The sequence below is a fragment of the Actinomadura opuntiae genome, assembly GCF_030283205.1.
GTDB lineage: Bacteria > Actinomycetota > Actinomycetes > Streptosporangiales > Streptosporangiaceae > Spirillospora.
On the sequence record NZ_JASNWF010000009.1, the window covers coordinates 102,737 to 129,701 of the forward strand.

The 26,965-nt window shown below is 72.7% G+C and carries 23 protein-coding genes; 13 read left to right on the plus strand and 10 right to left on the minus strand.

From position 1 onward, the window contains the following. Nucleotides 1–118: 118 nt before the first annotated feature. A complete protein-coding gene (locus tag QP089_RS20690; protein WP_285913362.1) occupies nt 119–1,888 on the plus strand; it encodes an ABC transporter substrate-binding protein in 1,770 nt (589 codons plus the stop codon). Nucleotides 1,889–1,948: 60 nt separating this feature from the next. Next, nucleotides 1,949–3,271 (plus strand): MFS transporter, encoded by a 1,323-nt coding sequence (locus QP089_RS20695; RefSeq protein WP_285913363.1) that lies wholly within the window; start codon nt 1,949–1,951, stop codon nt 3,269–3,271. Nucleotides 3,272–3,284: 13 nt separating this feature from the next. Here the strand turns inward: QP089_RS20695 and QP089_RS20700 are convergent, their stop codons facing one another. The 3 genes from QP089_RS20700 to QP089_RS20710 all read right to left on the minus strand — a co-directional run bounded on the left by QP089_RS20700 (nt 3,285) and on the right by QP089_RS20710 (nt 7,388). Further along, nucleotides 3,285–4,451 carry a serine hydrolase domain-containing protein gene (locus QP089_RS20700; protein ID WP_285913364.1) on the minus strand — a complete coding sequence of 389 codons (1,167 nt, stop codon included), beginning with the start codon at nt 4,449–4,451 and terminating at the stop codon, nt 3,285–3,287. 91 nt (nt 4,452–4,542) lie between these two features. Further along, nucleotides 4,543–5,856, minus strand: a complete 1,314-nt coding sequence (gene bioA, locus QP089_RS20705) for an adenosylmethionine--8-amino-7-oxononanoate transaminase (protein ID WP_285913365.1) — start codon at nt 5,854–5,856, stop codon at nt 4,543–4,545. Beyond that, the gene (locus QP089_RS20710; protein ID WP_285913366.1) at nt 5,856–7,388 is read right to left on the minus strand and encodes a CCA tRNA nucleotidyltransferase; all 1,533 of its coding nucleotides are present in this window, start codon (nt 7,386–7,388) and stop codon (nt 5,856–5,858) included. The genes bioA and QP089_RS20710 overlap by 1 nt, the downstream gene beginning before the upstream one ends. A 337-nt stretch (nt 7,389–7,725) precedes the next feature. On the opposite strand from QP089_RS20710, the gene QP089_RS20715 reads away from it, so the two are divergent. From QP089_RS20715 to QP089_RS20740, 6 genes are all read left to right on the plus strand, one after another. Then, nucleotides 7,726–8,328 carry an aminoacyl-tRNA deacylase gene (locus tag QP089_RS20715; RefSeq protein ID WP_285913367.1) on the plus strand — a complete coding sequence of 201 codons (603 nt, stop codon included), beginning with the start codon at nt 7,726–7,728 and terminating at the stop codon, nt 8,326–8,328. 187 nt (nt 8,329–8,515) lie between these two features. Continuing rightward, entirely contained in the window at nt 8,516–11,371 is a 2,856-nt protein-coding gene (locus tag QP089_RS20720; RefSeq protein WP_285913368.1) for a DUF6049 family protein, read from the plus strand. Continuing rightward, nucleotides 11,286–13,103 (plus strand): murein biosynthesis integral membrane protein MurJ, encoded by a 1,818-nt coding sequence (gene murJ, locus QP089_RS20725; protein ID WP_285913369.1) that lies wholly within the window; start codon nt 11,286–11,288, stop codon nt 13,101–13,103. Before QP089_RS20720 ends, murJ begins: the two co-directional genes overlap by 86 nt. A 179-nt stretch (nt 13,104–13,282) precedes the next feature. Then, nucleotides 13,283–14,941: an AMP-binding protein gene (locus tag QP089_RS20730; RefSeq protein ID WP_285913370.1), complete on the plus strand. Its 1,659-nt coding sequence runs from the start codon at nt 13,283–13,285 to the stop codon at nt 14,939–14,941. 199 nt (nt 14,942–15,140) lie between these two features. Further along, nucleotides 15,141–15,764 carry an RNA polymerase sigma factor SigM gene (gene sigM / locus QP089_RS20735; RefSeq protein WP_285913371.1) on the plus strand — a complete coding sequence of 208 codons (624 nt, stop codon included), beginning with the start codon at nt 15,141–15,143 and terminating at the stop codon, nt 15,762–15,764. Further along, nucleotides 15,761–16,543: an anti-sigma factor family protein gene (locus tag QP089_RS20740; protein ID WP_285913373.1), complete on the plus strand. Its 783-nt coding sequence runs from the start codon at nt 15,761–15,763 to the stop codon at nt 16,541–16,543. The genes sigM and QP089_RS20740 overlap by 4 nt, the downstream gene beginning before the upstream one ends. A 61-nt stretch (nt 16,544–16,604) precedes the next feature. Here the strand turns inward: QP089_RS20740 and QP089_RS20745 are convergent, their stop codons facing one another. Next, nucleotides 16,605–16,949, minus strand: coding sequence for a TfoX/Sxy family protein (locus tag QP089_RS20745; protein WP_285913374.1), 345 nt, complete (start codon nt 16,947–16,949; stop codon nt 16,605–16,607). A 37-nt stretch (nt 16,950–16,986) separates the two neighbouring features. Beyond that, a complete protein-coding gene (locus tag QP089_RS20750) occupies nt 16,987–17,559 on the minus strand; it encodes a dienelactone hydrolase family protein (RefSeq protein WP_285913375.1) in 573 nt (190 codons plus the stop codon). 164 nt (nt 17,560–17,723) lie between these two features. Between QP089_RS20750 and trxB the strand changes: the two genes are divergently transcribed. Both trxB and trxA read left to right on the plus strand, forming a co-directional pair. Next, a complete protein-coding gene (gene trxB, locus QP089_RS20755) occupies nt 17,724–18,677 on the plus strand; it encodes a thioredoxin-disulfide reductase (RefSeq protein WP_285913376.1) in 954 nt (317 codons plus the stop codon). 55 nt (nt 18,678–18,732) lie between these two features. Further along, on the plus strand, nt 18,733–19,047 hold the full coding sequence (trxA, locus tag QP089_RS20760; protein WP_285913377.1) for a thioredoxin: 315 nt from the start codon (nt 18,733–18,735) through the stop codon (nt 19,045–19,047). A gap of 96 nt (nt 19,048–19,143) precedes the next feature. Here trxA and QP089_RS20765 read toward each other — a convergent pair whose 3' ends face one another. Then, on the minus strand, nt 19,144–19,761 hold the full coding sequence (locus tag QP089_RS20765) for a GNAT family N-acetyltransferase (protein ID WP_285913379.1): 618 nt from the start codon (nt 19,759–19,761) through the stop codon (nt 19,144–19,146). Between the two features lie 322 nt (nt 19,762–20,083). Here QP089_RS20765 and QP089_RS20770 point away from each other — a divergent pair, with 322 nt between their 5' ends. Continuing rightward, a complete protein-coding gene (locus tag QP089_RS20770) occupies nt 20,084–21,316 on the plus strand; it encodes an aminotransferase-like domain-containing protein (RefSeq protein WP_285913652.1) in 1,233 nt (410 codons plus the stop codon). A gap of 136 nt (nt 21,317–21,452) precedes the next feature. Continuing rightward, entirely contained in the window at nt 21,453–22,394 is a 942-nt protein-coding gene (locus tag QP089_RS20775) for a D-alanine--D-alanine ligase family protein (RefSeq protein ID WP_285913380.1), read from the plus strand. A 172-nt stretch (nt 22,395–22,566) separates the two neighbouring features. Here QP089_RS20775 and QP089_RS20780 read toward each other — a convergent pair whose 3' ends face one another. From QP089_RS20780 to rsmG, 4 genes are all read right to left on the minus strand, one after another. Further along, nucleotides 22,567–22,899: a YciI family protein gene (locus tag QP089_RS20780; protein WP_285913381.1), complete on the minus strand. Its 333-nt coding sequence runs from the start codon at nt 22,897–22,899 to the stop codon at nt 22,567–22,569. 356 nt (nt 22,900–23,255) lie between these two features. Further along, complete coding sequence (locus QP089_RS20785) at nt 23,256–24,242, minus strand: ParB/RepB/Spo0J family partition protein (RefSeq protein ID WP_285913382.1); 987 nt, start codon at nt 24,240–24,242, stop codon at nt 23,256–23,258. Beyond that, the gene (locus tag QP089_RS20790) at nt 24,239–25,054 is read right to left on the minus strand and encodes a ParA family protein (protein ID WP_353070604.1); all 816 of its coding nucleotides are present in this window, start codon (nt 25,052–25,054) and stop codon (nt 24,239–24,241) included. The genes QP089_RS20785 and QP089_RS20790 overlap by 4 nt, the downstream gene beginning before the upstream one ends. 371 nt (nt 25,055–25,425) lie before the next feature. Beyond that, a complete protein-coding gene (gene rsmG / locus QP089_RS20795) occupies nt 25,426–26,115 on the minus strand; it encodes a 16S rRNA (guanine(527)-N(7))-methyltransferase RsmG (RefSeq protein ID WP_285913654.1) in 690 nt (229 codons plus the stop codon). Nucleotides 26,116–26,324: 209 nt separating this feature from the next. Here rsmG and QP089_RS20800 point away from each other — a divergent pair, with 209 nt between their 5' ends. Then, nucleotides 26,325–26,840, plus strand: a complete 516-nt coding sequence (locus QP089_RS20800; RefSeq protein ID WP_285913383.1) for a DUF6458 family protein — start codon at nt 26,325–26,327, stop codon at nt 26,838–26,840. Nucleotides 26,841–26,965 lie beyond the last annotated feature (125 nt).

The window sequence follows — 26,965 nt, forward strand, 5'->3', positions numbered from 1 at the left end:
GGCGTCCTTACTTCTCTACAGAAAACGGTGATGTAGCGGCTCTTTGTCACGCTCTGGCCCTACTGTGACACCGCCGGTTATCGCACACCAGCTGCCGAGTGCCGGACTGGAGGACGAGATGGCGCGCGAGGTGATCAAGGTGACGGCGGGCATCGCCGGGCTCGCGGTCGGGCTGGCCGCGTGCGGCGGCGGAGGCGGCGGCGCCTCCGCGGACGGCCCGCCCCGCGACGGCGACACGCTCCGGGTCGTCGGCTCGTCCGACGTCGAGCACCTGGACACCGCCTCGGTCGCCAGCGTCGGCGGGTACGGGCTCGCCCGCACGTTCGCCCGGACGCTGTTCGCGACCCGCGCGTCCAACGACTTCGCCGAGACGATCCCCGTCCGGGCCGACGCCGCGGCGCGGCTGCCCAGCAGGGAGAACGGCGACATCGGCAAGGACGGGCGCACCTACACGATCCGGCTGCGCGACGGCGTCGCGTGGAGCACCTCGCCGCCCCGCGCGGTGACCGCGCAGGACTTCGTCCGCGGGTTCCAGCGCCTGTGCAACCCGGCGTCGCCGTCCGCCGGCAAGGGCTACTACATCTCCACGATCAAGGGCATGGACGGCTTCTGCCGCGGCTTCGCCGGCGTGGACGCCAAGGACGCCAGGGCGATCGCCGGCTACCAGCGCGCCCACCAGATCGCCGGCGTCCGCGCCAAGGACGACCGGACGCTGGTGTTCACGCTGAAGCGCCCCGCCAGCGACTTCCTGAACCTGCTGGCGCTGCCGTTCACCGCCGCCGCGCCGCGCGAGTACGACGCCTACGTGCCCGACAGCCCCGCCTTCCGGCAGCACATGATCTCCGACGGCCCGTACCGCATCGCCGAGTACCGGCCGGGGATCTCCTACCTGCTGACGCGCAACCCCGCCTGGCGGCAGGACAGCGACCCGATCCGCGAGCGGCACGTGGAGCGGATCCAGATCACCCTCGGCCAGGACTCGCCGGAGAACGTCCAGCAGCAGATCGAGCAGGGCGCCGCCGACCTCGCGTGGGACCAGCCCGTCCCGACCTCGGCGATCCCGCGGCTGCGCGACGATCCGCGCTTCGCCGTCCTGGAGACCCCGAACAGCAGCCCCTACCTGGTGTTCAACCTGCACAGCCCGAACAACGGCGGCGCGCTCGGCGACCGGGCCGTCCGGCAGGCGCTGGAGTACGCGGTCGACCGCAGCGCCCTCATCAAGATCGTCGGCGGTCCGCTGGTGGCCAAGCCGCTGCACACGGTGATCCCGCCCGGCAACTCCGGCTACGCCGCCGCCGACCCCTACCCGACGCCCAACGAGTCCGGCGACCCGGGCAAGTGCCGCCAGCTGCTGGCCAAGACCGGGCACCGCAAGCTCACGCTGCGGTTCCCGTACCGCACCAACAGCGTCCACAAGCTCATCGCCCAGTCCATCGCGGCGAACCTCTCCGCCTGCGGCGTCGCCACGAAGCTCGCACCCGACACCGGCGGCTCGTTCTACTCCAGCACCATCGCGACGCCCGCCCGCGCCCGCGAGGGCCAGTGGGACATCGCCGCCCCGGGCTGGACCCCCGACTGGTACGGCAACAACGGCCGCTCGATCATCCAGCCGCTGTTCGACGGCCGCTCCTACGGGCAGAACTCCACCGACTACGGCGGCTACAACAACCCGCAGGTCAACGCGCTGATCGACGGCGCGCTCACCGCGTCCGACGCCGACCACGCGGCTGGCTACTGGCAGCGCGCCGACCAGCTGATCATGGCGGACGCCGCGATCGTCCCGCTGATCGACCGCGCCACCACGCTCTTCCGCTCCTCCCGCGTCCACGGCGCCCGCTTCGTCCCGATCGCCGCCGGCTACGACTACACCCGCCTGTGGCTGTCCTGACGGCCGGGCGCGGCGGCGCGGGAGCGCCTCCCGCGCGGCGGCAGCGGGTACTTTGATCCGGTGAAAGCGGGTGAGCTGGGCGGGATCGTGCGCGGGCGGGACTTCCGCCGCCTGTACGCGACCCGGTTGACGTCCCAGCTCACCGACGGGGTGTTCCAGGTCGCGCTGGCCGGTTACGTGTTCTTCTCGCCCGAGCGGCAGGCGACGGCCGGCAGGGCCGCGGCGGCGTTCGCGGTGACGCTGCTGCCGTACTCGGCGCTCGGGCCGTTCGCCGGGGTGTTCATCGACCGGTGGCAGCGGCGGCAGATCCTGGTGTGGACGCCGGTGCTGCGGGCGATGGTGGTACTGGTCGTGGCGGGGCTGGTCGCGGCGGGACGCGACGGACCGGGCTTCTTCCTGGCGGTGCTGATCGTGCTGGGGGTCAACCGGTTCTTCCTGTCGGCGCTTTCGGCGGCGCTGCCGCACGTGGTGCGGCGCGAGCATCTGGTGACGGCGAACGCGTTCTCGGTGACGAGCGGGACGGTGATCGCCTTCGTGGGCGGCGGCGCGGGCTACCTGCTGCGCGCCGCGTTCGGCGGCGGGCAGCACGGCTCGGCGCTGATCCTGGCGTCGGGCGCCGGGATGTACCTGGCCGCCGGGGCGATCGCGACGCTGCTGCCGCGCGGGCTGCTCGGCCCGTATCCGGCGGAGGCCGAGGCGCTGGCGGGCCGCGCTGCGGGCCCGGACGCGCCGCGGGTGCGGGACGCGCTGGGCGCGGTGCTCAACGGCCTCGCCGACGGTGCGCGGCACATCGCGCGGCGGCGGCAGGCGGCGCTCGCGCTGGCCGCGATCTCGTATCACCGGTTCATGTACGGGATCATCCTGATGATGACGCTGCTGCTGTGCCGCGGCCACTTCTCCGACGACGCCGACGAGGGGCTGGCGACGCTGGCGCTGATGCTCGGGGTGTCGGGGGCGGGGTACTTCGCGGCGGCGATCGTGACGCCGCCGGTGGTGCGGCGGATCAGCAAGCCGGCGTGGATCGCCGTGCAGCTCGCCGCGACGGCGGCGGGGATGCTGCTGCTCGGGCTGCCGTTCTCCGAGCCGGCGTGGCTGGTGGGCGCGTTCTTGCTCGGGGTCGTGTCGCAGGGCGTGAAGCTGTGCGTCGACACCACGTTGCAGGAGACGATCGACGACGCCTACCGGGGACGGGTGTTCTCGGTGTACGACATGCTGTTCAACACGACGTTCGCGGCGGCGGCCGCCATGGCGGCGACCTGGCTGCCGCCGGACGGCGTCGCCCCGATGACGGTGGTCGCGGTGGTCGTCGCGTACGCGGCGGGGGCGGCCGCGTTCTGGACGGCGACGGTCCGCGGCCCCAAGGCCGTCCCCGCGCGGGACTAGGCGCTCGGCACGGTCAGTGCTGCGCGAGGATCAGCTTCTCCAGGAGTGATGCGATCGGCGCGCTGGTCTGCCCGTCGTAGTTGCAGAGGATGACCGTGGTCCATCCCGAGTACGGGTAGGTGTACCAGGCGGTGTCGACGCCCTGGGAGCCGCCGTTGTGGCCGAGGATCCGCTGCCCGTTCACGAGCGTGCTGTCGGGCCCGTAGCCCGCGAACGCCGTCTTCGCGGGCTTGTCGCCTTTGGGCGGCAGCGTGCCCAAGGGCACCTTCGGCGTGGTGATGAGTTCGGTGTAGGCGCGGCCGAGGAGCCTGTGGCCGTTGAGGGCCGCGGTGAAGCGCATCAGGTCCGCGGCGGTGGCGAAGGCGCCGCCGTCGGGCAGGCCCAGGAAGTCGCGCTCGCCGGCCACGTCCTCGCGCTGCCCTGAGGAGGTGGTGGTGTAGGGGCGGGCGATGCGCCGGTCGTTCAGCCCCTGCGGCCGGGTGTAGAAATCCGAGGCGGTCATGCCCGCCTTACCGAAGATGTGGCGGCGGACGTAGTCGTAGTACGACAGGCCGGACACCTTCGCCACGATCGCGCCGAGCACGACGAAGGCCGAGTTGCTGTACAGGTAGGCCGTTCCGGGGGTGGAGTGCAGCCCGTTCTTGCGGATGAGCGCCATGGTCCCGTCCATGACCTGGTCCGCGCTGGTCCAGGTGTCCTGGAGGTGCGGATACTCGGGGTTCTCCTGGTGGTAGTCGCCCATGCCGGAGGTGTGGGTGAGCATCTGGTGCACGGTGACGCGGTCGGCGACCTCGGCGGGGAAGCCGTCGAGGTAGGCGCCCAGCTTCCCGTCGTAGGCGATCTTCCCCGCCTCCGCCAGTTGCGCGACCGCCACGCCGACGAAGACCTTGCTGATCGAGCCGAGCGCGAAGACGGTGCCCGGCCGGTTGCGGATCGAGCGCTCCTTGTCCGCTATCCCGTAGGAACGGGACAGGACGGTGCGCCCGCGGTTCGCGAGCAGGACCGTCCCGGAGAACCGGTCCTCGGCGGCCTGCTGCGCGATGAACCGGTCGAACTCGCCGCCGGGCCGCAGCTCCCGGCCCGCGGGGCCGTCGGCGCTCGCCGTCCCGGTGGTCCTCAGCCATCCGCCCGCGGCGAGCGGCACGGCTCCCATCAGCCCGAGCGCGGAACGTCGGTTCACGGCCATCCTGCATCTCCCTCCACAGCAGTGAATGCGGTGGAAGGAGATGCAACATGATCGCGTGTTTCCCGGCCGTTATCCCGGCCGGGGCTCAGAGGGATTCGGCGATCGCGTAGAGGGCGGCGCCGATGTGGCCGACCTCGTCCTCCGTGCAGACGTACGGCGGCATCGTGTAGATCAGCTTCCCGAACGGGCGCAGCCAGACGCCGTGCGCCATCGCGAGCTCCTGGACGGCGGTCATGTCGACGGGCTCCCGCGCCTCGACCACGCCGATCGCGCCGAGGACCCGCACGTCGGCGACCCCGGGCAGCTCCTCGGCGCCGGCGAGTTCGCTGGTCAGGACGGCCTCGATGGTGTCGACCTCGTCCCGCCAGTCGCGCGACAGCAGCAGGTCGATGGACGCGGACGCCACGGCCGCGGCGAGGGGGTTGGCCATGAACGTCGGCCCGTGCATGAGCGCGCCCGCATCGCCCGAGGTGATGCCGTGGGCGACCCGGTCGGTGCACAGCGTCGCCGCCATCGTCATGTATCCGCCGGTCAGCGCCTTGCCGACGCACATGATGTCGGGGACGACCTCGGCGTGGTCGCAGCCCCACAGCTCGCCCGTCCGGCCGAACCCGGTGGCGATCTCGTCCAGGACGAGCAGCAGGCCGTGCTCGTCGGCGATGTCGCGGAGGGCGCGCAGGTACTCGGGCGCGTAGAAGCGCATGCCGCCCGCGCCCTGGACGATCGGCTCGGCGATGATCCCGGCGAGCTCGTGAGCGTGCTCGGCGGCGAGCTTGGCGACCTCGTCGATGTAGGCCCGGTCGGGGTCGGCGGTGTAGCCGGACGGCGGCACCGGCGCGAACACGTGCCGGGCGAGGACATCGCTGAACAGGTGGTGCATGCCGTTGACGGGGTCGCAGACGGCCATGTCGCCGAAGGTGTCGCCGTGGTAGCCGCCGCGGACGGTCAGCAGCCGGTGCCGTTCGGGCCGCCCCTGCGACCGCCAGTACTGCATCGCCATCTTGATCGCGACCTCGACGGCGACGGACCCCGAGTCGGCGAAGAACACCTTGGTGAGCGGCTCGGGCGTCAGCTCGACGAGCCGCTCCGCGAGCCGCACGGCCGGCGGATGGGTGAGCCCGCCGAACATGACGTGCGCCATCTTGCCGAGCTGTCCGGTGACGGCCGCGTTCAGCTTCGGGTGGTTGTAGCCGTGGATCGCCGCCCACCACGACGACATCCCGTCGATCAGCTCGGTGCCGTCGGCGAGGGTGAGCCGCACCCCGTCGGCCGACACGACCGGCTGGACCGGCGCCGTCGCGGGCATCGGCGCGTACGGGTGCCAGATGTGCTCGCGGTCGAACGCCAGCATCCGCTCGGCCTCGGCGGGGCTCATCCGGCCCAGCTGCAGCGGGATCATCACGACTCCGACGCAGTCGGCCCGGGGGGTGTGGGGGGTCGTCCCCCCTCGGGAGATTCGGACTCCTCGGGCTCGATCCCCTCCTCGGCGGCCCAGCGGCGCAACTCCCGCTCGGCGGCCTCCTTACCGATCATGCCCTGGTCGAGGCGCAGCTCCAGGAGGAACCGGTACGCCTTGCCGACGAGCGGCCCCGGCCTGATCCCGAGGATCGCCTGGATCTCGTTGCCGTCGATCTCGGGCCGGATCGCGGCGAGCTCCTCCTCCTCGGCGAGCCGCTCGATCCGCGCCTCCAGGTCGTCGTAGGTGCGGCGGAGCCGGTCGGCCTTGCGCTTGTTGCGGGTGGTGCAGTCGGCGCGGGTCAGCTTGTGCAGCCGGTCGAGCAGCGGCCCGGCGTCCCGCACGTACCGGCGGACGGCCGAGTCCGTCCACTCGCCGGTGCCGTAGCCGTGGAACCGCAGGTGCAGCTCCACCAGGCGGGACACGTCCGCCACGACGTCCTTCGGGTAGCGCAGCGCGGCCAGCCGCTTGCGGGTCATCTTCGCGCCGACGACCTCGTGGTGGTGGAACGACACCCGGCCGCCCGCCTCGAACCGGCGGGTCTTCGGCTTGCCGATGTCGTGCAGCAGCGCCGCCAGCCGCAGGACGAGGTCGGGCCCTTCCTTCTCCTGCGCGATCGCCTGCTCCAGCACGATCAGCGAGTGCTCGTAGACGTCCTTGTGCCGGTGGTGCTCGTCGATCTCCAACCGCAGCATCGGCAGCTCCGGCAGCACGTGCGCGGCGAGGCCCGTGTCGACCAGCAGCGCCAGGCCCTCCCGCGGGTACTGCCCGCAGACCAGCTTGGACAGCTCGTCGCGCACCCGCTCGGCGGACACGATCTCGATCCGGCCGGCCATGTCCTTCATCGCCTGGACGACGTCGGGCGCGACGGTGAAGCCGAGTTGCGCGGCGAACCGGGCGGCCCGCATCATCCGCAGCGGGTCGTCGCTGAAGGAGTCCTCCGGCCGGCCGGGCGTCCGCAGCACCTGGCGCTGCAGGTCGGCGAGGCCGCCGAACGGGTCGACGAACTCGTACCCGGGCAGCCGCGCCGCCATCGCGTTCACCGCGAAGTCGCGGCGGCGCAGGTCCTCCACCAGGGAGGTGCCGTACGACACCGCCGGCTTGCGCGACTTCGGGTCGTAGGACTCGCTGCGGTAGGTGGTGATCTCCAGCTCGTGGCCGTCCTTGCGCAGCCCGACCGTGCCGAACTCGATGCCGATCGTCCAGACGTTGTCCGCCCAGCCCTTGATGATCTCCAGGATCCGCTCCGGCGGCGCGTCGGTCGTCAGGTCGACGTCCTTGGACGGCCGGCGCAGCAGCGCGTCCCGGACGGGCCCGCCGACCAGCGCCAGCTCGTGCCCCGCGGCGGCGAACCGCTCGCCGAGCCCGTCGGCGACCGGCGCTATCCGGCGCAGCAGCTCCGCGATCGCGGTCCTGCGCCGCGCGGAGGCGCTGGGGTTCTCGTTGTCGTCGGGCACCTGGTCGAGCACGGCCATCGAGCGTATTTCCTTGGTGTGCGGGCTGACAAAGGACTTTCGGCGGGCGCCGGCCCTTCACATGGCGCGAGCCCCGGGTTACGTTCTGGACACCCCCGATGACGCCAGCGCGACCGCCGGTGAGCCTCCCGTACGCACCACGGTAGCGGGATCCCCGGGGCCCGCGGTCCGCCGCACCTGCGGCTCCGGCGCATCGGGCGGCCCGCCCCGCCGCTCGGCGGGTGTTGAACCGGACACCACGGGTATGTGGGGGGACCCCACGGAATGCGACGCACGGGGGCACAGGGAGACCGGCACGGGGATGTGCGGGGAGTTCCCCGCGGGACGGAGCCACATCATGAAGGACGCCCTCACCATCCACCGCGCGCTGCTCGAATGGGAGGCCGTGCACGAGATCGTCCGGCTGCCCATCGGCATCGCCCACGCCGACGAGCTGCCCAAGGCGCTCGGCCTCCCGGCGGACCGGTGCCTGGTGACGCGCGTCTTCGCCTGCGACGACGCCTACGGGGGGCGGCGCTTCCTGGCGGGGGTGGTCGTCCCGGCGGGGGACCGGCCGTCCGGTGAGACGGTCCGGCGCGCCGTCGGCGCCCGGCACGCCCGCCCGGCCCGCGCCGACCTGGTCAACACCGTCACCGCGTACGCGGCGGGACTGGTGTGCCCGCTGCTGCTCCCCGAGTCGATGCCGCTGCTGATCGACCAGCGGCTCGTGGACGGCCTGGCCGCCGCCGACGTCGTCTACACCCCGACCGGCGAGCCGTCCACCGCGCTCGGCATCCGCGGCCACGACCTGTACGCGCTGTGCCAGGCGAAACCCGTGGAACTGGCCGCCGCGCCGGGCGTCCCGGCGCCCGCGCCCCGGCCCGCGCGCGAGTCCGGCCGCGGTCCCGCGGGCCGCCGGAACCGCCCGGACCGGCCCGAGCCGCGCCATCCGGTGGGCTGATCCGCGTCGGAAGTCCGGCGCCCGGCCCGTGCCGACTACCATCGAGGCCGTGGTGCGGGAAAACGACGCCCGTCCCGAGGCGGACCCTGCGCCGGGCGGCCATCGGGCGGATTCGCGGGCGGACAGGCGGGCGGACAGGCGGGCGGACACGGCGTGAGAGCAGGCACGGCGTGAGAGCGGACACGGCGTGAGGACCGTGAAACGGGCGGTCGCGCTGGCCGCCGTGCTGCCCTGGCTCGCGGTGGGGGCCGGGCCCGCCTTCGCGGCCGCGCCCGGCACGGAGGCGCCCACCGGGGCCGCACTCACCGAGGCGGCCCTGCCCGACCAGGCCGCACTCACCGGGGCGGTGCTGCCCGAGGCGGCCCAGCCCGCCGCCGCCGCGCCCGGCACGGCCCGGAACCCCGACCTCGGGCATTCCCGCAGCCAGGTGGGCCTCGCGCTGACCAAGGTCACCCCGAAGCCCCTGAAAGCGAACTCGACGCTCGACATCCGGGGCACCGCGCAGAACCGGTCCGGGCACCAGATCGCCGGCGTCAGCCTGCGGCTGCGCTACGGCCGGCAGCCGATCGGCAACCGCAGCCAGCTCGAGCAGTACTCCGAGATGACCGCGAACCAGCTCCCCGTCCCGGGCCTGACCAAGCCGATCCCGCTGGCCGGCGCCGCGGGCGGCAAGCAGGACTGGGAGCTCAAGGTCGCGGTCGGCAAGATGCAGCTGGTCCCGACGAACGGCACGCCCGGCGTGTACCCGGTGGGCGTCGAGGTGCTGAACTCCGCCCAGCAGGTCGTCGGCGGCGTGACCACCTTCGTGACCTTCATGCCGAAGCGGACGCAGTTCAAGCCCGTCGCCGTCGGCTGGGTGCTGCCGCTCGCCGACCAGCAGCACCGCACCAGCGACTCGATCTTCCTCGACGACCGGCTGGACCAGGAGCTGACGGGCGCCGGGCGGCTCAACGACCTGGTCGCCGCGGCGTCCGCCAACCCCAAGACGCCGGTCACCTGGGCGATCGACCCCGCGCTGCTCGACGACGTCCAGCAGATGGCGGCGCACGACCACCGCGTCCTCACGCCGGGGGGGAAGTCGGCCAGCAAGACCGTGAAGAAGAGCACCGCCGCGTCCGCCTGGCTGACGGCCCTGCAGAACGCCATGAAGGGCGACCCGTTCTTCACCCTCCCGTATGCCGACCCCGACGCCGTGGCGCTGGCCCGCTACAAGATGACCGGGACGATCCGCACCGCGTACGACCAGAGCAACACCGGCGCCATCGCCCAGAAGGCCCTCGGGCGCGCCCCGGACGCGCACTACGCGTGGCCGCCGTACGGAGTCGCCGGCCCCGACACGCTCGACGCGCTCGCCAGGTACGGCCTCAACGGCGGCGGGGCGTTCCTGATGAGCGACCTCCAGTTCGGTGACCTGCCCCAGGGCGTCCCGGCGAACGCGACCAGCGCGATCCAGACCGCCCACCAGGGCACCCGCAAGACGCTGATCTACGACTCGGCGCTCAACGACATCGTCAGCGCCAACTCCCGGACCGCCGGCGGCAAGGTGCTGACCGAGCAGCGGTTCCTCGCCGAGACCGCGGTGATCGCCGGCGAGGCGCCCTACGTCCAGCGCACCCTCGTCATCGCCCCCGACCGGCAGTGGAACCCCGCCCCCGGGCTCGCCGACGACCTGCTGAACTACACCCGCGGCGCGACCTGGCTGCGCGAGACGCCGCTCGGCAAGATGGAGTCGATGCACCCGCAGACCCGGGTCCTGCGCGCCTACAACGACGACTACCAGAAGTACGAGCTGGGCGGCGCCTACCTCGAGGAGGTCACGGCCATCGCGCGCCGCGTCGGCCGCTTCCGGTCGATCATGGTGGAGCCGATCGGCATCTCCTACGAGCGCGCCCTGCTGCGCGTGCAGTCGGCGGCCTGGCGGACCGCCCCGGCCCGCGCTCGGCACGCCAGGGTCGAGCTGTCGGACGAGGTGGACCACGAGATGGCGCAGGTCCACATCGTCACCACCAAGAACAAGCGGACGAACATGGCGGGCAGCTCCGGCCGGCTGCCGGTGACGGTCCGCAACACGCTGCACGGCCAGTCGGTCAAGGTGCGGCTCGTCGCGACGTCGGTGAACAGCGCCAAGCTGCAGCTGCGCCCGCTCGACCGGGAGGACGCGGTCATCGAGCTGCACCCGGGGGAGCAGGTGCAGCGCTGGGTCGCCGCGCAGGCGTCCGGCAACGGCAACTTCGACGTCCGGCTGGAGTTGCGGGACGCGGGATCGGGCAGGGTCTTCAGCACCGACACCATCACGGTCCGCACCACGGGGTACGGGCGGCTCTCCCTGCTCATCACCGGTGGCGGACTTGCCGTACTCTTCGTGGGCGTCGGAGTGCGGGCCATCAGAGCAAGGCGCCGCCGGAAAGCGGAGGCAGCCGGTGACGGGTCGACCGGAATGGGACCAGCAGCGACCGGAGAACCGGGGAGCGGATTCCCCGGCCCCGGGTTCCCAGGGTCCGGGTTCCCAGGGTCCGGGTTCCCAGGGTCCGGGATACCGCCCGCAGGGCCGCCCGCCGCAGGGGCCTCCCTCGCAGGGCCCTCCGCCGCAGGGCCCTCCGCCGCAAGGCCCGCCCCCTCAGGGACCTCCCCCTCAGGGACCGCCTCCGCAGGGACCTCCCCCTCAGGGACCTCCCCCTCGGGGACCTCGCCCTCAGGGACCTCCGCCGCCGGGCCGTTCGCCCCAGGGACGTCCACCGCAGGGACCCCCTCCTCAGGGCCGTCCACCGCAGGGACGTCCGCCTCAGGGCTATCCGGCGCCGCAGGGCTACCCGGAGCAACCGGGCCGTTCGCCGAACCAGGGCTACCCGGCGCCGGGCCCGCGACCTCCGGCCCCACAGCCCCCGCAGGATCCGCGGCAGGCGCACCGTCAGCGGCCCCCGGCCCCGCAGCACCCACAGCACCCGCAGGGCCGTCCGGTGCCCGCGAACCCGGGCCAACCGGGCCCGCCGCCGACGGGCAGGCCGCCGGTCGCGGCGAACATCGCCGCCGAGACGGCGATTGACCTGCCGCTTCCCGGCGGGGCCGACGCCCTGGGCGAGACGGCCGTCGACATCGCGCCTCCCCCGGGCGGTGGCACCGGCCCGGAGGGCGGCGAGGCCGCGTCCGGCGGCATCCTCCGCTCCGGCGCGATCATGGCGGTGGGGACGCTCGTCTCGCGCGTCACCGGCTTCCTGCGCACCGCGGTCATCGTCGCCGCGCTCGGCATCGGCCAGCTGGCCAACGCCTACAACACCGCCAACACGATCCCGAACCAGGTCTACGACCTGCTGCTCGGCGGCATCCTGACCAGCGTCATCGTCCCGCTGCTGGTGCGCGCGAAGGAACGCGACCGCGCCTACGGCGAGCAGTACGAGCAGCGCGTGTTCACGCTCGCGGTGATCGGCCTCGCCGCGCTGACGGTCGTCGCGGTGCTCGCCGCGCCGCTGTTCATCAACGTGCTGGCGGGCAGCTACACCGGCGACCAGCGGCACATCGCGGTCCTGTTCGCCGAGTTCTTCCTGCCGCAGATCTTCTTCTACGGCGTCGGCGCGTTCGCGGGCGCGATCCTCAACACGCGCGGCAGCTTCGCCGCGCCCATGTGGGCGCCGATCCTGAACAACATCGTCGTGATCGCGATCGGCGGCGTGTTCCTGGCGCTGGTGTCCGGCAAGCCCAGCCCGGGCACCATCACCGACACCGAGTTCATGGTGCTGGCGGTCGGCACCACCGGCGGCATCGTCCTGCAGACGGTCGCGCTGTGGCCGTCGCTGCGCCGCGTCGGGTTCCGGTGGCGGCCCCGCCTGGACTTCAAGCGCGGCGAGATCAGCCAGGTCGGCCGCATGGCGGGCTGGACGCTGATGTACGTCGTCGCCACGCAGATCGGCCTCGCCGTCGTCACCGCCCTCGCCAACAGCGCCGGCGACCTCGGCCACAAGCAGCACCTCGGCGACAGCTACGGGTACACCCCGTACTTCAACGCCTACCAGCTGTTCCAGCTGCCGTACGCGATCGTCAGCGTGTCGGTGATCACCGCGCTGCTGCCCCGGATGAGCCGGTTCGCCGCCGAGGGCAAGACCGCCGACGTGCGGGCGGCGTTCTCCAGCGGGCTGCGCCTCTCCTCGGTGATCATCATGCCGGCGGCGGCGCTGATGCTGGTGCTCGGCCCGGAGATCACCACGGTGCTGTTCGCGCACGGCAACACCTCGTCGTCGGACGCGCTGGTGATCGCCCGCGTGATGCAGATGTTCGCGATCGCGCTGGTGCCGTTCTCCACCTACCAGCTGATGCTGCGGGTCTTCTACTCCTTCGGCGACACGCGCACGCCCGCGCTCGTCGGCGTCGTCTCCGTCACGTCCAACATCGTCCTGGCGTTCGCCGCCTACAACGTCCTCGGCGTCAAGTGGATCGTGGTCGGCATCGCCGGCGGGTACGCGATCACCAACATCGTCGGCACGCTGGTGTGCTGGCTGGTGCTGCGCCGCAAGCTCGGCGGCATCGACGGCCGCCGCATCGCCGGCGGCCACCTGAAACTGCTGATCGCGGTGTGGCCGCTGATCGGGTTCGCCTACGCGGTGCACGCCGTCGCCGACGCCGCGCTCGGCACCGACACCCTGATCCCCGCGCTGGCCGCCCTGATCGTGGGCGCGGGCGGCGGCGGGCTGCTGTACCTGGTGTTCGCCAAGCTGCTCCGCGTCGACGAGGTCCAGCAGCTGATCGGCACGTTCGCGCGCAGGTTGCCGGGCGGTCACCGGTAAGTCGTGGCAAAGTGAGGGGGACGCGCCCGGATCACGCCGCCATTCCCGTGTTCGAACCACTACCATGTGGGGGACTACGGCTTGCGGGCTGACACCCTGGGGAACGCAAAGAGGAGGGTCGGAGGCGTAAGCTGCCACGCCACGAACATGGGATCTGACCACCTGCGCAGGACGTTGCCGTGAGCACGTCAGTGATCGAACCCGGCACGCGTCTCGCCGGCCGCTACCGGCTCGAGGAGCGCATCAGCGACTCGGGCGGGTCCTCGCTCTGGAAGGCCATCGACGAGATCCTGGCCAGGGCCGTCGCCGTCCGCACCTTCGACCCCGAGTTCCCCCGCGTCGGCGAGGCCGTCACCTCCGCCCGCGCCGCGAGCCGCCTCACCGACCCCCGCGTCACGCAGGTCTTCGACGCCGACGACAGCGGCGAGAGCGCCTACGTGGTCAGCGAGTGGGTGACCGGCGAGACGCTGGAGCAGATGCTCGCCAAGGCGCCGCTGGAGCCGGGCCGGGCCGCGACCCTGCTGTACGAGGCCGCCGAGGCGATCGCCGCCGCACACGCGGCCGGGCTCGCGCACCTGTGCCTGTCCCCCCGCGACCTCGTCTGGACGACCGGCGGCACCGTCAAGCTGCTCGGCGTCGCCACCGACGCGGTGCTGTGCGACCGGTACTGCGACGACCCCGCCGCCGAGGACGTCCGCGGCCTCGGCCGGATGCTGTACGCGGCGCTGACCGCGCACTGGCCCGGCGACGAGGACGCCTCCGAGCTGCCCGCCGCGCCCGCCGCCGACGGCGTGCCGGAGGCGCCGCGCCAGGTCCAGGCCGGCATCTCGCACGCGGTCGACGCGATCGTGTGCCGCTGCCTCGGCATCGGCGCCGCCGAGCCGCTCGCCGAGCCCGCCGACCTGGCGAAGGCGCTGCGCGGGGTGCCGCGCACCCCGCTGCCGCTGTTCGCGGGCCTCGGCAACGCCGCGCCGTCCCCGCGTCCGGCGCCCAAGAGCCCCGGAGCCGGCTCGACGGCCACGACGCCGCAGCCGCACCAGCCCGCCGCCCAGGAACCGCCCGCGCACGGCCTGGCCGCGCACGGGCAGCCCGGGCTCGGCCGGCCCGGGCACGGCCGGCGCGGGCAGGACAGGCGCGGCCGGCAGGCGCAGGTCCCGCCGCCGCGCGCCCGGCACGAGACCCCGCCGCCGACGCCGCCCCCGGGCGGCACGACCGTGTCGTCGGCCGCCCGCAAGCCCGCCAACCGGGCGCTGCTCGGCGTCGCCGCCGCCGCGCTCACCGTCATCGTCGGCCTCGGCGCCTGGGCGCTGTCCGGCGGCGGGTCCGGCGACGACAACGACGGCAAGAACCCGCAGGCGAAGCAGAGCCAGAAGTCGACGCCCCCCAAGCCGGCCACCACCAAACTCCAGGCCCAGGGAACCCGCGCCGTCGAGGACGTCTGGATGGGCGGCCACGACGAGCAGATCGACAAGGACACCGACGCCCTCATCGACGGGTCGCCGAAGTCCGTCTGGCACTCCCAGCACTACACCAACACCAAGTTCGGCAATCTGGAGAAGGGCCTCGGCGTCCTGCTCGACATGGGGCGCGCGGTCAAGGTGACGAAGGTGGAGGTCGCCGGGGCCGGCGCCGGCGCCACCGTCCAGCTGCGGGTCGGCGACCAGGAGAGCGCAACCGGGCTGTCCCCGGTTGCGGAGAAGACCAGCGGCGCCGGCTCCTTCACCCTCACCCCGAGCACCGCCGCGCACGGCCGGTACGTCGTCGTGTGGTTCACCGAGCTGCCGCCCGCCCTGCGGGCGTCGCTCGGCGAGGTCACCGTCTACGGCAGGGCCGGCTGACCGCCCCGCGCGTCCGGGCCCGCGTCCCCGCTGATCGGGGACGCTCGGCCTGTGACGTGGGGCGGTGCTTGTCTGTATCGTGCCTGTGAGCAACCCTGTCCCCTCGCCCCCAGGAAACCGTGGTGTCCACCCGAGCAGCCGCAACCGGTCGCAGCCGCCCGGCACCGGCGGGGCGGCCCGTACGAGAAAGCGGTCGCTCATGACGTCGGTGAGCATGCGTCGCGTCGACGAGGTCCCCGACAAGGAGCTCCTGGCCCGGCACGCCCAGGGGGACCCGCACGCCTTCGCCGAGCTGGTGCACCGGCACCGGGACCGGATGTGGGCCGTCGCGCTGCGCACCCTCGGCGACCCGGAGGAGGCCGCCGACGCCCTGCAGGACGCGTGCCTGTCGGCGTTCCGCGCCGCCGGCCGGTTCCGCGGCGACGCCGCCGTCACCACCTGGCTGCACCGCATCGTGGTGAACGCCTGCCTCGACCGGATCCGCCGCAAGTCCGTCCGGCCCGCGACCCCGATGGGCGACGACGCGACCTTCGACGCCGTCGCGCCGAAGATGCCCGACCCGACCGACGCGCACGGGGTGTCGCTGGACGTCCGCACCGCCCTGGAGCAGCTGCCGTTCGAGCAGCGCGCCGCGCTCGTGCTGGTCGACATGATGGGCTACTCCGTCGACGACGCCGCCGAGGTGATGGAGGTCCCGCCCGGGACGATCAAGAGCCGGTGCGCGCGGGGCCGCGCCCGGCTCGCGCCCCTTCTGACCCACCACCGGAACCGACGCGGCTCCGAAAACGTCGGAGGTGTGGAAGGAGGTGGCATGCCCAAGTGAACCCCGCACATCTTGACTACGACGTCCTGGCCGACCTGGCCGAAGGACTGCTCGAAGACGATCAGGCCGCCTCCGTCAACGCGCACCTCGAATCCTGCGCCGAATGCCGGGACCGCTCCGCCGATCTTGCGGACGTCTCCCGGATCCTGGCGCAGGCCCCCGTTCCGTCCATGCCGGCCGAGCTGGCCGAGCGCATCGACTCCGCCATCGCGGCGGAGTCGTTGCACAACGCCACCGTGGTGAGCATGGAGCAGCGGCGCGGAAGGCGGCATTGGCGGATACTGTCGGCGGCGGCGGCGACGATCGTCGTCCTCGGCGGCGGAGCGACGGTCGGCAAGATCGCGCTGGACGGCTCGGACGGCAGCGCCGGGCAGGCGTCCGCGCCGGCCCAGGACAAGGGCCGGCACACCGAGGCCACCGGCGCGGCGCCGAACATGGCCGGGCCGTCCCAATCGGCGCTGAGCGCGGCGTCCTTCAAGGTCACCCGCAGCGGCACCGACTACCGGGCCGGGCGGCTCGGCGGCCAGATCGACCGGCTGCTCGGGAAGGGCCAGGAGCTGCGGCTCCAGGGCTCCCCGCCCACCGCGCAGATGTCCGGCTGCGTCTCCGGCGTCACCCGCGGACGCACGCCCGCGCTCGTCGACCAGGCCACCTACGACGGCCGGGACGCGACGGTCATAGCGCTCCCCGGCTCCGGGAACGGCAGCTGGGACGTCTGGGTCGTCGGCCCGGACTGCAGCGCGCAGAACACCCACGTGCTCGAACACGAACCCGCCTGATCTCCGCCCGATCCCGTGCCCTGGGCGGGGGCGGGGCGCGGGAACCGGGCGCCAGTGCGAGTCAGCGGCGCCCGGATTTGGCGGGCAGCGACCGCGCGTAGCCGACGCCGCGCGACACCCATCGCCTCACCTCGTCGTCCGGACTGCCGGCGTCGATGTCGACGTGCAGCCATCCGCGCATCTCCCGCCCGCCCATCACCATCGGCCGCACCCGCTCATCGGCGGCCAGCGTCTCGGCGTCGTCCGGGGCGACCCGGACGAGCAGGCCACCCTGCCGGCTCGCGGCGACCGCCATGTTCCCGCCGATGAGGAAGGCCAGCCCGCCGAACATCGGCTGCTCGGTGACGCGTTCCTCGCCCGCGATCAGCTCGCGGACGAGGTCGGCCAGGTCGTGGTCGTATGCCATGGCCGGATTATGCTCGCCGCCACCGACAGTCAGTCCCCTACAGCGACGCGAGGAAGTCCAGGGCGATCGCCCAGGCCCGCTCGGCGGCCTCCGGGTCGTGGTCGGGCAGGTCCGGGTCGGTGAACAGGTGCCCGGCGCCGCGGTACCGGAAGACCTCCACGTCCGCGCCCGCCTTGCGCATCCGCAGGTACCAGGCGTTCAGCCAGTCGACCGGCTCGTAGGTGTCGGGGTCGGCGACGTGCAGCTGCACGGGGATGTCGGTGGACGCGTCGTCGGCCAGGTCGGACGTCCCGTGCATCAGCAGCAGCCCGCCGGCCTTGCCGTCGGCGAGCGCCAGGTTCTGCGCGATCGCAGCCCCGAGCGAGAAGCCCGCGTACACCAGGCCGCCCTGGTCGGTGAGCGGCGCCGCCGCGGTGATCGCCCGCCGCAGCAGCGCGTCCCGGCCGATCTCCTCCTTGATCTCGACGCCCTCGTCGGGCGTGTCGACGACCCGGCCGTCGTACAGGTCCGGGACGGTGACCTCGTGCCCCGCGCCGCGCAGGCGGTCGGCCGCCCGGTGCACGGCCGGACGCAACCCGAGCATCGAGTGGAGAAGCAGAATGCGTGCCATGGCACCACCCTATGGCGGCGGCCGGACGCGCCGCGGGCCGTCCTGCGGGGCAGGTCACGGGGCGGGCGGCGCCTGCCGGGAATCCCCTGGCCCTAGTATCGGTTGACGCGACTGGCAGGCCGTGCGGTGAGGCGACCGAAGGCCAAGAGGAGAGGCGCACAACAGTGAGCGACGTCCGTAACGTCATCATCATCGGCTCGGGTCCCGCGGGCTACACGGCCGCGATCTACGCGGCCCGCGGCGACCTGAAGCCGCTGCTGTTCGAGGGTTCGGTGACCGCCGGCGGCGCGCTGATGAACACCACCGACGTGGAGAACTTCCCCGGCTTCCCCGACGGGGTCATGGGCCCGGACCTGATGGACAACCTGCGCAAGCAGGCCGAGCGGTTCGGCGCGGAGCTGGTCACCGACGACGTCACCGAGGTCGACCTGGCCGCCGACCCGAAGGTCGTCAAGGTCGGCGACGAGACGTACCTGGCCAAGACCGTCATCGTCGCGACCGGGTCCGGCTACCGCGAGCTCGGCCTGCCCGACGAGAAGCGGCTGTCGGGACGCGGCGTGTCGTGGTGCGCGACCTGTGACGGCTTCTTCTTCCGCGAGCAGGACATCGCCGTGGTCGGCGGCGGCGACACCGCGATGGAGGAGGCGATCTTCCTGACCAAGTTCGCCCGCTCCGTCACCGTGATCCACCGCCGCGACGAGCTGCGCGCCTCCAAGATCATGCAGGACCGGGCGTTCGCCAACGACAAGATCCGCTTCCTATGGGACAGCGAGGTCGTGAAGATCGACGGCGAGGACCGCGTCACCGGCGTCCAGGTCCGCAACCTCAAGACCGGCGAGCAGACCCCGCTGGAGGTCACCGGCCTGTTCATCGCGATCGGCCACGATCCGCGCAGCGAGCTGTTCACCGGCCAGCTGGAGACCGACGCCGACGGCTACCTGCTGGTCGACGCCCCGACGACGCGGACGAAGATTCCCGGCGTGTTCGCCTGCGGCGACGTGGTCGACCACATCTACCGTCAAGCCATCACCGCGGCCGCCAGCGGCTGCTCCGCGGCCATCGACGCCGAGCGCTGGCTCCAGGACCAGGGCGCCGCGGAGACCGTCCCGCAGGCCTGACAGCACGCCCGACCGGTGCCTCGACGCGCACCGGACAGCACACGAAGGAGACACCATGAAAGCCGTGACCGACGCCGACTTCGCGTCCGAGGTCCTGGGCAGCGACAAGCCCGTCCTGGTCGACTTCTGGGCCGAGTGGTGCGGCCCGTGCCGGATGGTGGCGCCGATCCTGGAGGAGATCTCCAAGGCGCACGGCGACAAGCTCGAGATCGTCAAGCTGAACATCGACGAGAACCCGAAGGTCCCGGCCGAGTACGGCGTCCTGCAGATCCCGACGATGAACGTCTACCAGGGCGGCCAGGTCGTCAAGCAGATCATGGGCGCCAAGCCGAAGGCCGCGCTGCTGCGCGACCTCGCCGAGTTCATCTGACCCGGCCGGACCACCGCTCCCGCGGCGGTCGCGCGAAAGCGGCCCGCGTCCCGGTCTCCGGGGCGCGGGCCGCTCGCATGGGAGGCTCAGACGGTCTCAGGCGGGCCGGAGCGCGCCTTCCGGGGTCATGGAGCCCAGCAGCCGTTCGAGGGCGACCTCGACGTCCTCACGCCACGACAGGGCCGACTTCAGCTCCAGCCGCAGCCGCGGGTACCGGTGGTGGGGGCGGATGGTCTTGAACCCGACCGACAGCAGGTAGTCGGCCGGGACCATGCAGCCGCTCTCCTCGTCCTTCAGGTCGCCGAACGCCTCGATCGCCTTCACGGCGCGGCGCGTCAGGTCCTTCGCGACGCCCTGGACGAGCATCCGGCCGAGCCCGCCGCCGGTGAACTCCGGCAGGATGTGCGCCGTCATCAGCAGCACCGCGTCCGCGCTCACCGGGCTCGTCGGGAACGCCACCGACCGCGGCACGTACAGCGGCGGCGCGAACATCACGAACCCCGCCGGCACGTCGTCGACGTAGGCGATCTTGCCGCAGGAGCCCCACTCCAGCAGCGTGGAGGAGATCCACGCCTCCTTCTCCAGCGCCGCGTCGCCGCTCGCCCGGGCCCGGTCGCGGCTGACCGGATCCAGCTCCCAGAACACGCAGCCGCGGCAGCGGTGCGGGAGATCGTCCAGATTGTCCAGCGTGATGTTGACGAGACGACGCGACACCGGGCCGGCACCCCCTGCTGGCATCCTCGTCCGCCCCGGCGAGGACCCGCGGTACGGCCGGGACCTTCGGGACGGATCGCCCACTTGCGCGGAAGTTCCCGGCAACAAACCGGGATCCTCGGGCATCGTATCGGACGGGGGGCGAGCAGCCGGGCGGCGCACCGGCTGCCGGATCACCGGTCCGCCGCGTGCGGGGTTCGCCCGGTCCCCCCGGAGCCGATGCCGTACCTTTGCGGTCAAGCCAGCCCACCGGAGGTGCCTCGTGGACCAGCACTCGCGAACCGATGCCTACACCGACCGCTACGCCGCCCGTGCCGCCGGCATGGTGCCGTCGGAGATCCGGGCTCTGTTCGCGATGGTCGCCCGTCCCGAGGTCGTCTCCCTGGCGGGCGGCGCGCCCTACGTGTCGGCGCTTCCCCTCGACGCCGTCGGCTCGATGGTCGGCGACCTCGTCGCGGGCAAGGGCGCCGAGGTCCTGCAGTACGGTTCGGCGCAGGGCGACGAGACGCTCCGCGAGCTCATCTGCGAGGTCATGGCGCTCGAGGGGGTGCACGGCTCCGCGGACGACGTCGTCGTCACCGTCGGCGCCCAGCAGGCCCTCGACCTCATCACCAAGATCTTCGTCGACCCCGGGGACGTCGTCCTCGCCGAGGCCCCGTCCTACGTCGGCGCGCTCGGCACGTTCGCCTCCTACCAGGCCGACGTCGTGCACGTCCCGCTCGACGAGGCCGGGCTGATCCCGTCGGCGCTCCGCGAGACCCTCGCCCGGCTCCGCCGCGAGGGCCGCCGCGTCAAGTTCCTCTACACCGTCCCCACGTTCCAGAACCCCGCGGGCGTCACCCTCACCGCCGCCCGCCGCGCCCAGATCCTGGAGATCTGCGCCGAATACGACATCCTGATCGTGGAGGACAACCCCTACGGCCTCCTCGGCTTCGAGGGCGACCCGATGCGGGCGCTGCGCGCCGACGACCCCGACCGCGTCGTCTACCTCGGCTCGTTCTCCAAGACGATCGCCTCCGGGCTGCGCGTCGGCTGGGTGCTCGCCCCGCACGCCGTCCGCGCCAAGCTCGTGCTCGCCGCCGAGTCCGCGATCCTGTGCCCGTCGAACTTCTCCCAGCTCGCCGTCCGCGAGTACCTCGCCACGCAGCCGTGGCGCGAGCAGATCAAGGACTTCCGCGAGCTGTACCGCGAGCGCCGCGACGCGATGCTCGACGCGCTCGACCAGCTCATGCCGGACGGCTGCACCTGGACGCGCCCCGCCGGCGGCTTCTTCGTCTGGCTCACCCTCCCCGAGGGCCTGGACGCCAAGGCGATGGCCCCCCGCGCGATCGCCGACCGCGTCGCCTACGTCCCCGGCACCGGCTTCTACGCCGACGGCGGCGGCCGCCGCAACATGCGGCTGTCCTACTGCTTCCCCGAGCCGCACCGCATCCGCGAGGGCGTCCGGCGGCTCGCCGCGGTGGTGGAGAAGGAGATCCGGCTGCGGGAGACTTTCGGGGGAGTCGAGCACGACGGCCCCGGCGGTGTGCACACCCCGGGCCCGGGCATCGTCTGAACCGGACCCGGGCGGGCGGCGGCCCGTACCGCCCGGGTACCGCCCGGTTTCGCGTAACCGCGCCGGCTCCCCCATGCTGGGGAGCCGGCGCTTTCTCGTCGCCGCTCCTAGTCCGGACGCCAGAAGGGCACCTGCTGTGGAACTCGGGCACGTCGTCGTCCTCGCCGGGGGACTGTCCTACGAGCGAGAGGTCTCGCTGCGCTCCGGACGCCGCGTCGCCGACGCGCTACGCGCCCTCGACATCCCCGTCGAGCTTCGCGACGCCGACGCCACCCTCCTGGACTCCTTCGGCGACGACCCGCCGGACGCGGTGTTCCCCGTCCTGCACGGCGCGGCGGGGGAGGACGGCTCGATCCGCGACGTCCTCGACCTGCTCGGCGTCCGCTACGTCGGCGCCCGCCCGGACGCCTGCCGCGTCGCCTGGGACAAGCCGACCGCCAAGTCCGTGGTGCGCCAGGCCGGGCTGCGCACCCCCGAGTCCGTCGCCCTCCCCAAGGAGGTCTTCCACGACCTCGGCGCCGCGTCCGTCCTCGACCGGATCATCCGCGGTCTCGGCCTGCCGCTGTTCGTCAAGCCCACCCGCGGCGGCTCCGCGCTCGGCGCGTCCGTCGTCCGCGAGCCGTCGGAGCTGTCCGCCGCGATGGTCGGCTGCTTCGCCTACGGCGACGCCGCCCTCGTCGAGCGCTATGTCGAGGGCACCGAGATCGCCGTCAGCGTCATCGAGCGCCACGGCGAGCCCCACGCGCTGCCCGCCGTCGAGATCGTCGCCCCGAACGCCCTGTACGACTACACCGCCCGCTACGACGCAGGCGACACCGAGTTCGTCACACCCGCGCGCCTCAGCGCCGACGCCGCCGAACGCGCCACCGCCGCCGCGGTCACCGCCCACCGCGCCCTCGGCCTCCGCGACCTCTCCCGCACCGACCTCATCGTCGACCCCGACGGCGAGGTCCACTTCCTCGAAGTCAACGTCGCGCCCGGCATGACGGAGACCAGCCTGCTCCCCCGCGCCGTCAGCGTCGCCGGCCTCGACCTCGGCGAGGTCTGCCGCGACCTGATCCTCGCCCAGTTCACCTGACTCCGCCGCCGAGGTTTCCCGTGAAACCTTCCGCTGCGTGGCGCTGATGTTTCACGGGAAACATCGGCCACCCTCAAGCCTTCTTCAAGCTGGGCCGCACACACGCGCCCGCCCGACGTTTCACGTGAAACGTCGGGCGCATGCGCGGTACGTCAGAGCGGGTCGGCAGCGGCTACGCCGACTCCTGCAACGGCCAGACCTCGACAACACCCTGCGCGACCGCGCACGGGGTCTGCGAGACGAGCTTGACGGCCTCCTCGAGGGAGTCGGCCTCGAGGATCGCGAATCCGGCGATGGGAAGGGGTGAACTCATGAAGGACCCGTCCTCCACGGCCACCCCCGCGCCGTCGTGGTTGCGCACCTGGACGGGCGATCCGACGATGCCCACGGTGGTCCCGCTCTCCAGGAGACGGGCGTCGTGCGCATGCGCCTCGTCCCGCACCTTCGCGTCGGTGCGGTCATAGCCGTCCCGATCTCCGTATCCGATCGTCACGAATCTCGCCATGCCGGTCTCCCCTCGTTCGCCTCAGAAGGTCTCCCCAGTGCCGACTACCGGCCGTCCCAGAACTCATCGCTGCGCCGTCCGCCCCGCCGCCCGGCACGACGTTTCCCGTGAAACATCGCCACGGCCGCCGGAAGCGATCCCCGTAGGCAGCGGGCGCACCTCCAGGAGTCGGGACGTCGATAGATCCGCGGGAGTGACGCGCAGGCGTCACACGGCCCCAGTGCGCCCATCTCTCGGCCGACCGGGCGCCGCCGCAGGCGATGTTTCACGGGAAACATCGAACCGGGGAAAGCGGAGCGCCCCGGAAGAGGCGTCTTCCGGGGCGCTCGGAGGCAGGGGGAGGGGGCAGCCGACGTCTACGGCTCGCCGGCGTCTTCGTCCGGGGCCATCGACTTGATGATGCGGTCGAGGTCCTCGAGGGTGGCGAACTCGACCACGATCTTGCCCTTGGTGCGGCCCATGTCGACTCGGACCCTGGTCTCGTAGCGGTCGGAGAGCCGGTCGGCCAGCTCCTGGAGGCCGGGGGCGACCGGCTGCTTCCGGCGGCCCTGCCGGGGGGCCTTCGGCTCGTCCTCCACCTCGCGGAGCGCGATCATCTCCTCGACCGCTCGGACGGAGAGTCCCTCCTCGACGATGCGCTTGGCCAGGTGCGCCTGCGCCTCGGGGCTGTCGAGGCTGAGCAGGGCGCGCGCGTGGCCGGCGGAGATGACGCCGGCGGCGAGCCGGAGCTGGACGGCGTGCGGCAGGTTCAGCAGGCGCAGCGTGTTGGTGATGTGCGAGCGGGACCGGCCGATGCGTCCGGCGAGCTGCTCGTGGGTGGCGTTGAAGTCCTGCAGCAGCTGCTGGTACGCGGCCGCCTCCTCCAGCGGGTTCAGCTGCTGGCGGTGCAGGTTCTCCATGAGGGCGTCGCGGAGCAGGTCGTTGTCGCCGGTGTCGCGGACGATCGCCGGGATGACGTCCAGCCCGGCCATCTGCGACGCGCGCAGCCGCCGCTCGCCCATGATCAGCTCGTAGTCGTGCTCGCCCGACTCGGCCCTGCGGACGACGACGGGCTGCAGCAGCCCGACGATGGCGATCGACTCGGCCAGCTCCTCGAGCGCCTGCTCGTCGAAGTGCTCGCGCGGCTGCCGCGGGTTGCGCGTGATCGACTTGACGGGCAGCTCGGCGAAATGAGCCCCCGCGACGAGCGGCGGGGCGTCCGGGCTCGCGGCGCCGTCCTGGCCGGAGCCGTTCGGACCGCCGGGGAAGTCCGACCCGCCCGGTTCGCCCGCCGGCGGCGGGGGCGGGGCGGTGGGGATGAGGGCGCCGAGCCCCTTGCCCAGGCCGCGTCGCTGCTGGCTCACTTCCTCGCCCCTCCATGGGCCATTTCCGAGGCGGCCTCGCTGTAGGCGAGGGCACCGCTGGAACCGGGGTCGTACGTCATGACGGACTGCCCGTAGCTCGGCGCCTCGGAGACGCGGACGCTGCGGGGGATCACGGTGTTGAGCACGACGTCGCCGAAGTGGTTGCGGACGTCCTCCGCGACCTGCGCGGCGAGCCGCGTCCGGGCGTCGTACATGGTGAGCAGGATGGTCGACACCCGCAGCTTCTGATTGAGGTGCGCCTTCACCAGGTCGACGGTGCGGATGAGCTGCCCGAGCCCTTCGAGGGCGTAGTACTCGCACTGGATCGGGATGAGCAGCTCGTCGCCGCCGACGAGGGCGTTGACGGTGAGCAGGCCGAGCGACGGCGGGCAGTCGATCAGCACGTAGTCGAACTTCTCGGTGTCGTAGGCGTCCAGCGCGCGGCGCAGCCGGGACTCGCGGGCCACCTTGGAGACGAGCTCGATCTCGGCGCCGGCGAGATTGAGCGTCGCGGGCGCGCAGTACAGGTTCGGGATCTCCGGTGCGGCGACGACGATGTCGGCGAGCGCCATGTCCTCGATCAGGACGTCGTAGATGGACGGGATCTCGGCGTGGTGCTCGACGCCGAGCGCGGTGGACGCGTTGCCCTGCGGGTCGAGGTCGACCACCAGGACCTGCGCGCCGTGCATGGCGAGCGACGCGGCGAGGTTCACCGAGCTGGTGGTCTTGCCCACGCCGCCCTTCTGGTTGGCGATGGTGATGATGCGGCAGCGGTCCGGCCGCGGCCATTCGCGCTCCCTGCGGCCCGACATCGCCTTGAGGGCGGTGACCGCTGTTTCATGTGAAACCTTGGCGTCCTTGAGCGCCTCGCGCACGAGTTCTGACTCCCCCTGAGATGGTCCCTTGCGCGGACCCGCCTGCTGTGTGCCGGCGCTGGTCGGCACATAGCCGACGTTCTCCGCGGTACCGGACGTCGTATTTCCCCACATTGCGTGCCCGGAGGGCGCGGCCGCCGGCGTCGTCGCGGCGCCGGCGTCCCCCCGCGTCTCCTCGTCGGCCTGCGCGTCGCGGCCCGCGGGGGATTCCCGCGCGGGCTCGGCGGCGCCGGTCCCGCCCGGGCCGGGCGGTCGTTCGTCGGGGGATTCGTCGGCGCGGTCAGGCCGGCCCAGTCCTGGTCCCGTGCTCATGAAGACCTCTTCCTCGACCTTCCAGCGCGCCGGGGCGCGCGTTGTCGTCGCCCGGCCGCTGCACTCCGGTCCGCCGGCCTGCCGGCGACCACACGGACAAGCGTTGTCGGCGGGTCGACCCTACCGCGCCCGACTTGGAGCAGTTCGGTGGTACGCACCCCGAATCGCTGCAGAACGGGCTCGGCCTCGGCGAGTTCCACGGCGGCGCGCTCGCCCTTGAGCGCGAGCAGCTCGCCGCCGGGACGCAGCAGCGGCAGCGCCCATTTCGCGAGACGTTCGAGCGGGGCCACCGCGCGGGCCGTCGCCACGTCCACCGAGAACTCCGCGACGACCTCCTCGGCGCGCCCGCGGCGCACCTCGACGTTGTGCAGGTCGAGCATCTCGACGCACTCGTCGAGGAAGGTGGTGCGCCGCAGCAGCGGTTCGAGCAGCGTGAGGCGCAGGTCGGGGCGGACGATCGCCAGCACGATCCCGGGGAGGCCGGCGCCGGACCCGATATCGACGACCTGCGCGTCCGCCGGGATCGCCTCCGCCACCACCGCACAGTTGATCAGGTGTCGCTCCCAGAGCCGGTCGGCCTCGCGCGGCCCGATCAGCCCGCGTTCGACGCCCGCGTCCGCGAGGAACGCCGCATAGCGCTCTGCAACCGGCAGCGCGTCCCCGAAAACCTCACGTGCAGTCCCCACCAGACGAATCGTTCCACAAAACGGCGTGGCGGCGTACACGCGCAACGTCCCGGACCGGAACACCTCGCGTTCCGGCCGGAAAAACGCGCGGCCTCCCAGGCCGGGAAGGGGGTGCCGCTTGCGCTTTGGCAAGAACCACATGTCCTTCGGCATATTCGGCGCCCGCCGGGTAGAGAGACGCTGTCGCCCCCTGGAAGGAGCTCCGAGACATGGGAATCGGAGTCAGTCTCGCGTTCATCGCCATCGGCGCGATCCTCGCGTTCGCCCTCCGCGTCGATCTCGCCGGCGTCGACATCCACCTCGTCGGCTGGATCCTGCTCTTGGTCGGGGCCTTCAGCATGGCGTTCACCCTCAAATACACGCGCCCGCGCCGCCAGGCCGGCCGGATAGCCGGAGCCGACCCCGGTTACGGGGACGAGCCGGGAACGGTGGTGCACGAGGAGCACATCATTGAAGACCCCGCCCCCGCGGGGCGTCCCGCCGAACGCGTCGAGCGGGTGATCCAGCACCCGGCCGACGAGGGCGTGACGCACGGGCATATGTCGCAGGACCCGTCGGTCGGGCAGGACCCGGCGCGGGCACAGGACCCCGCGGAGCAGAACCTCACGGGCGTCGGGTCCGCGCCCACCGTCGAGCCGATCCGCGACCCGGCACAGGAGCCGGCACCGGACCCGGCGCCGCGCGAGCGCAGCGTGTACGGCCGCACCCTGCGCCGGCGCAGGTGATCGCGACGGGACGACGTACGCCCTGATCCGCGTCCGGGCGTCCGCCCGACCCTAGGAACGTCGCCTCCGGCCGCCGCCCGGAGCGTGAACGTCCAAGAAAGACCAACCCGGTGTGCTTTGGGCGG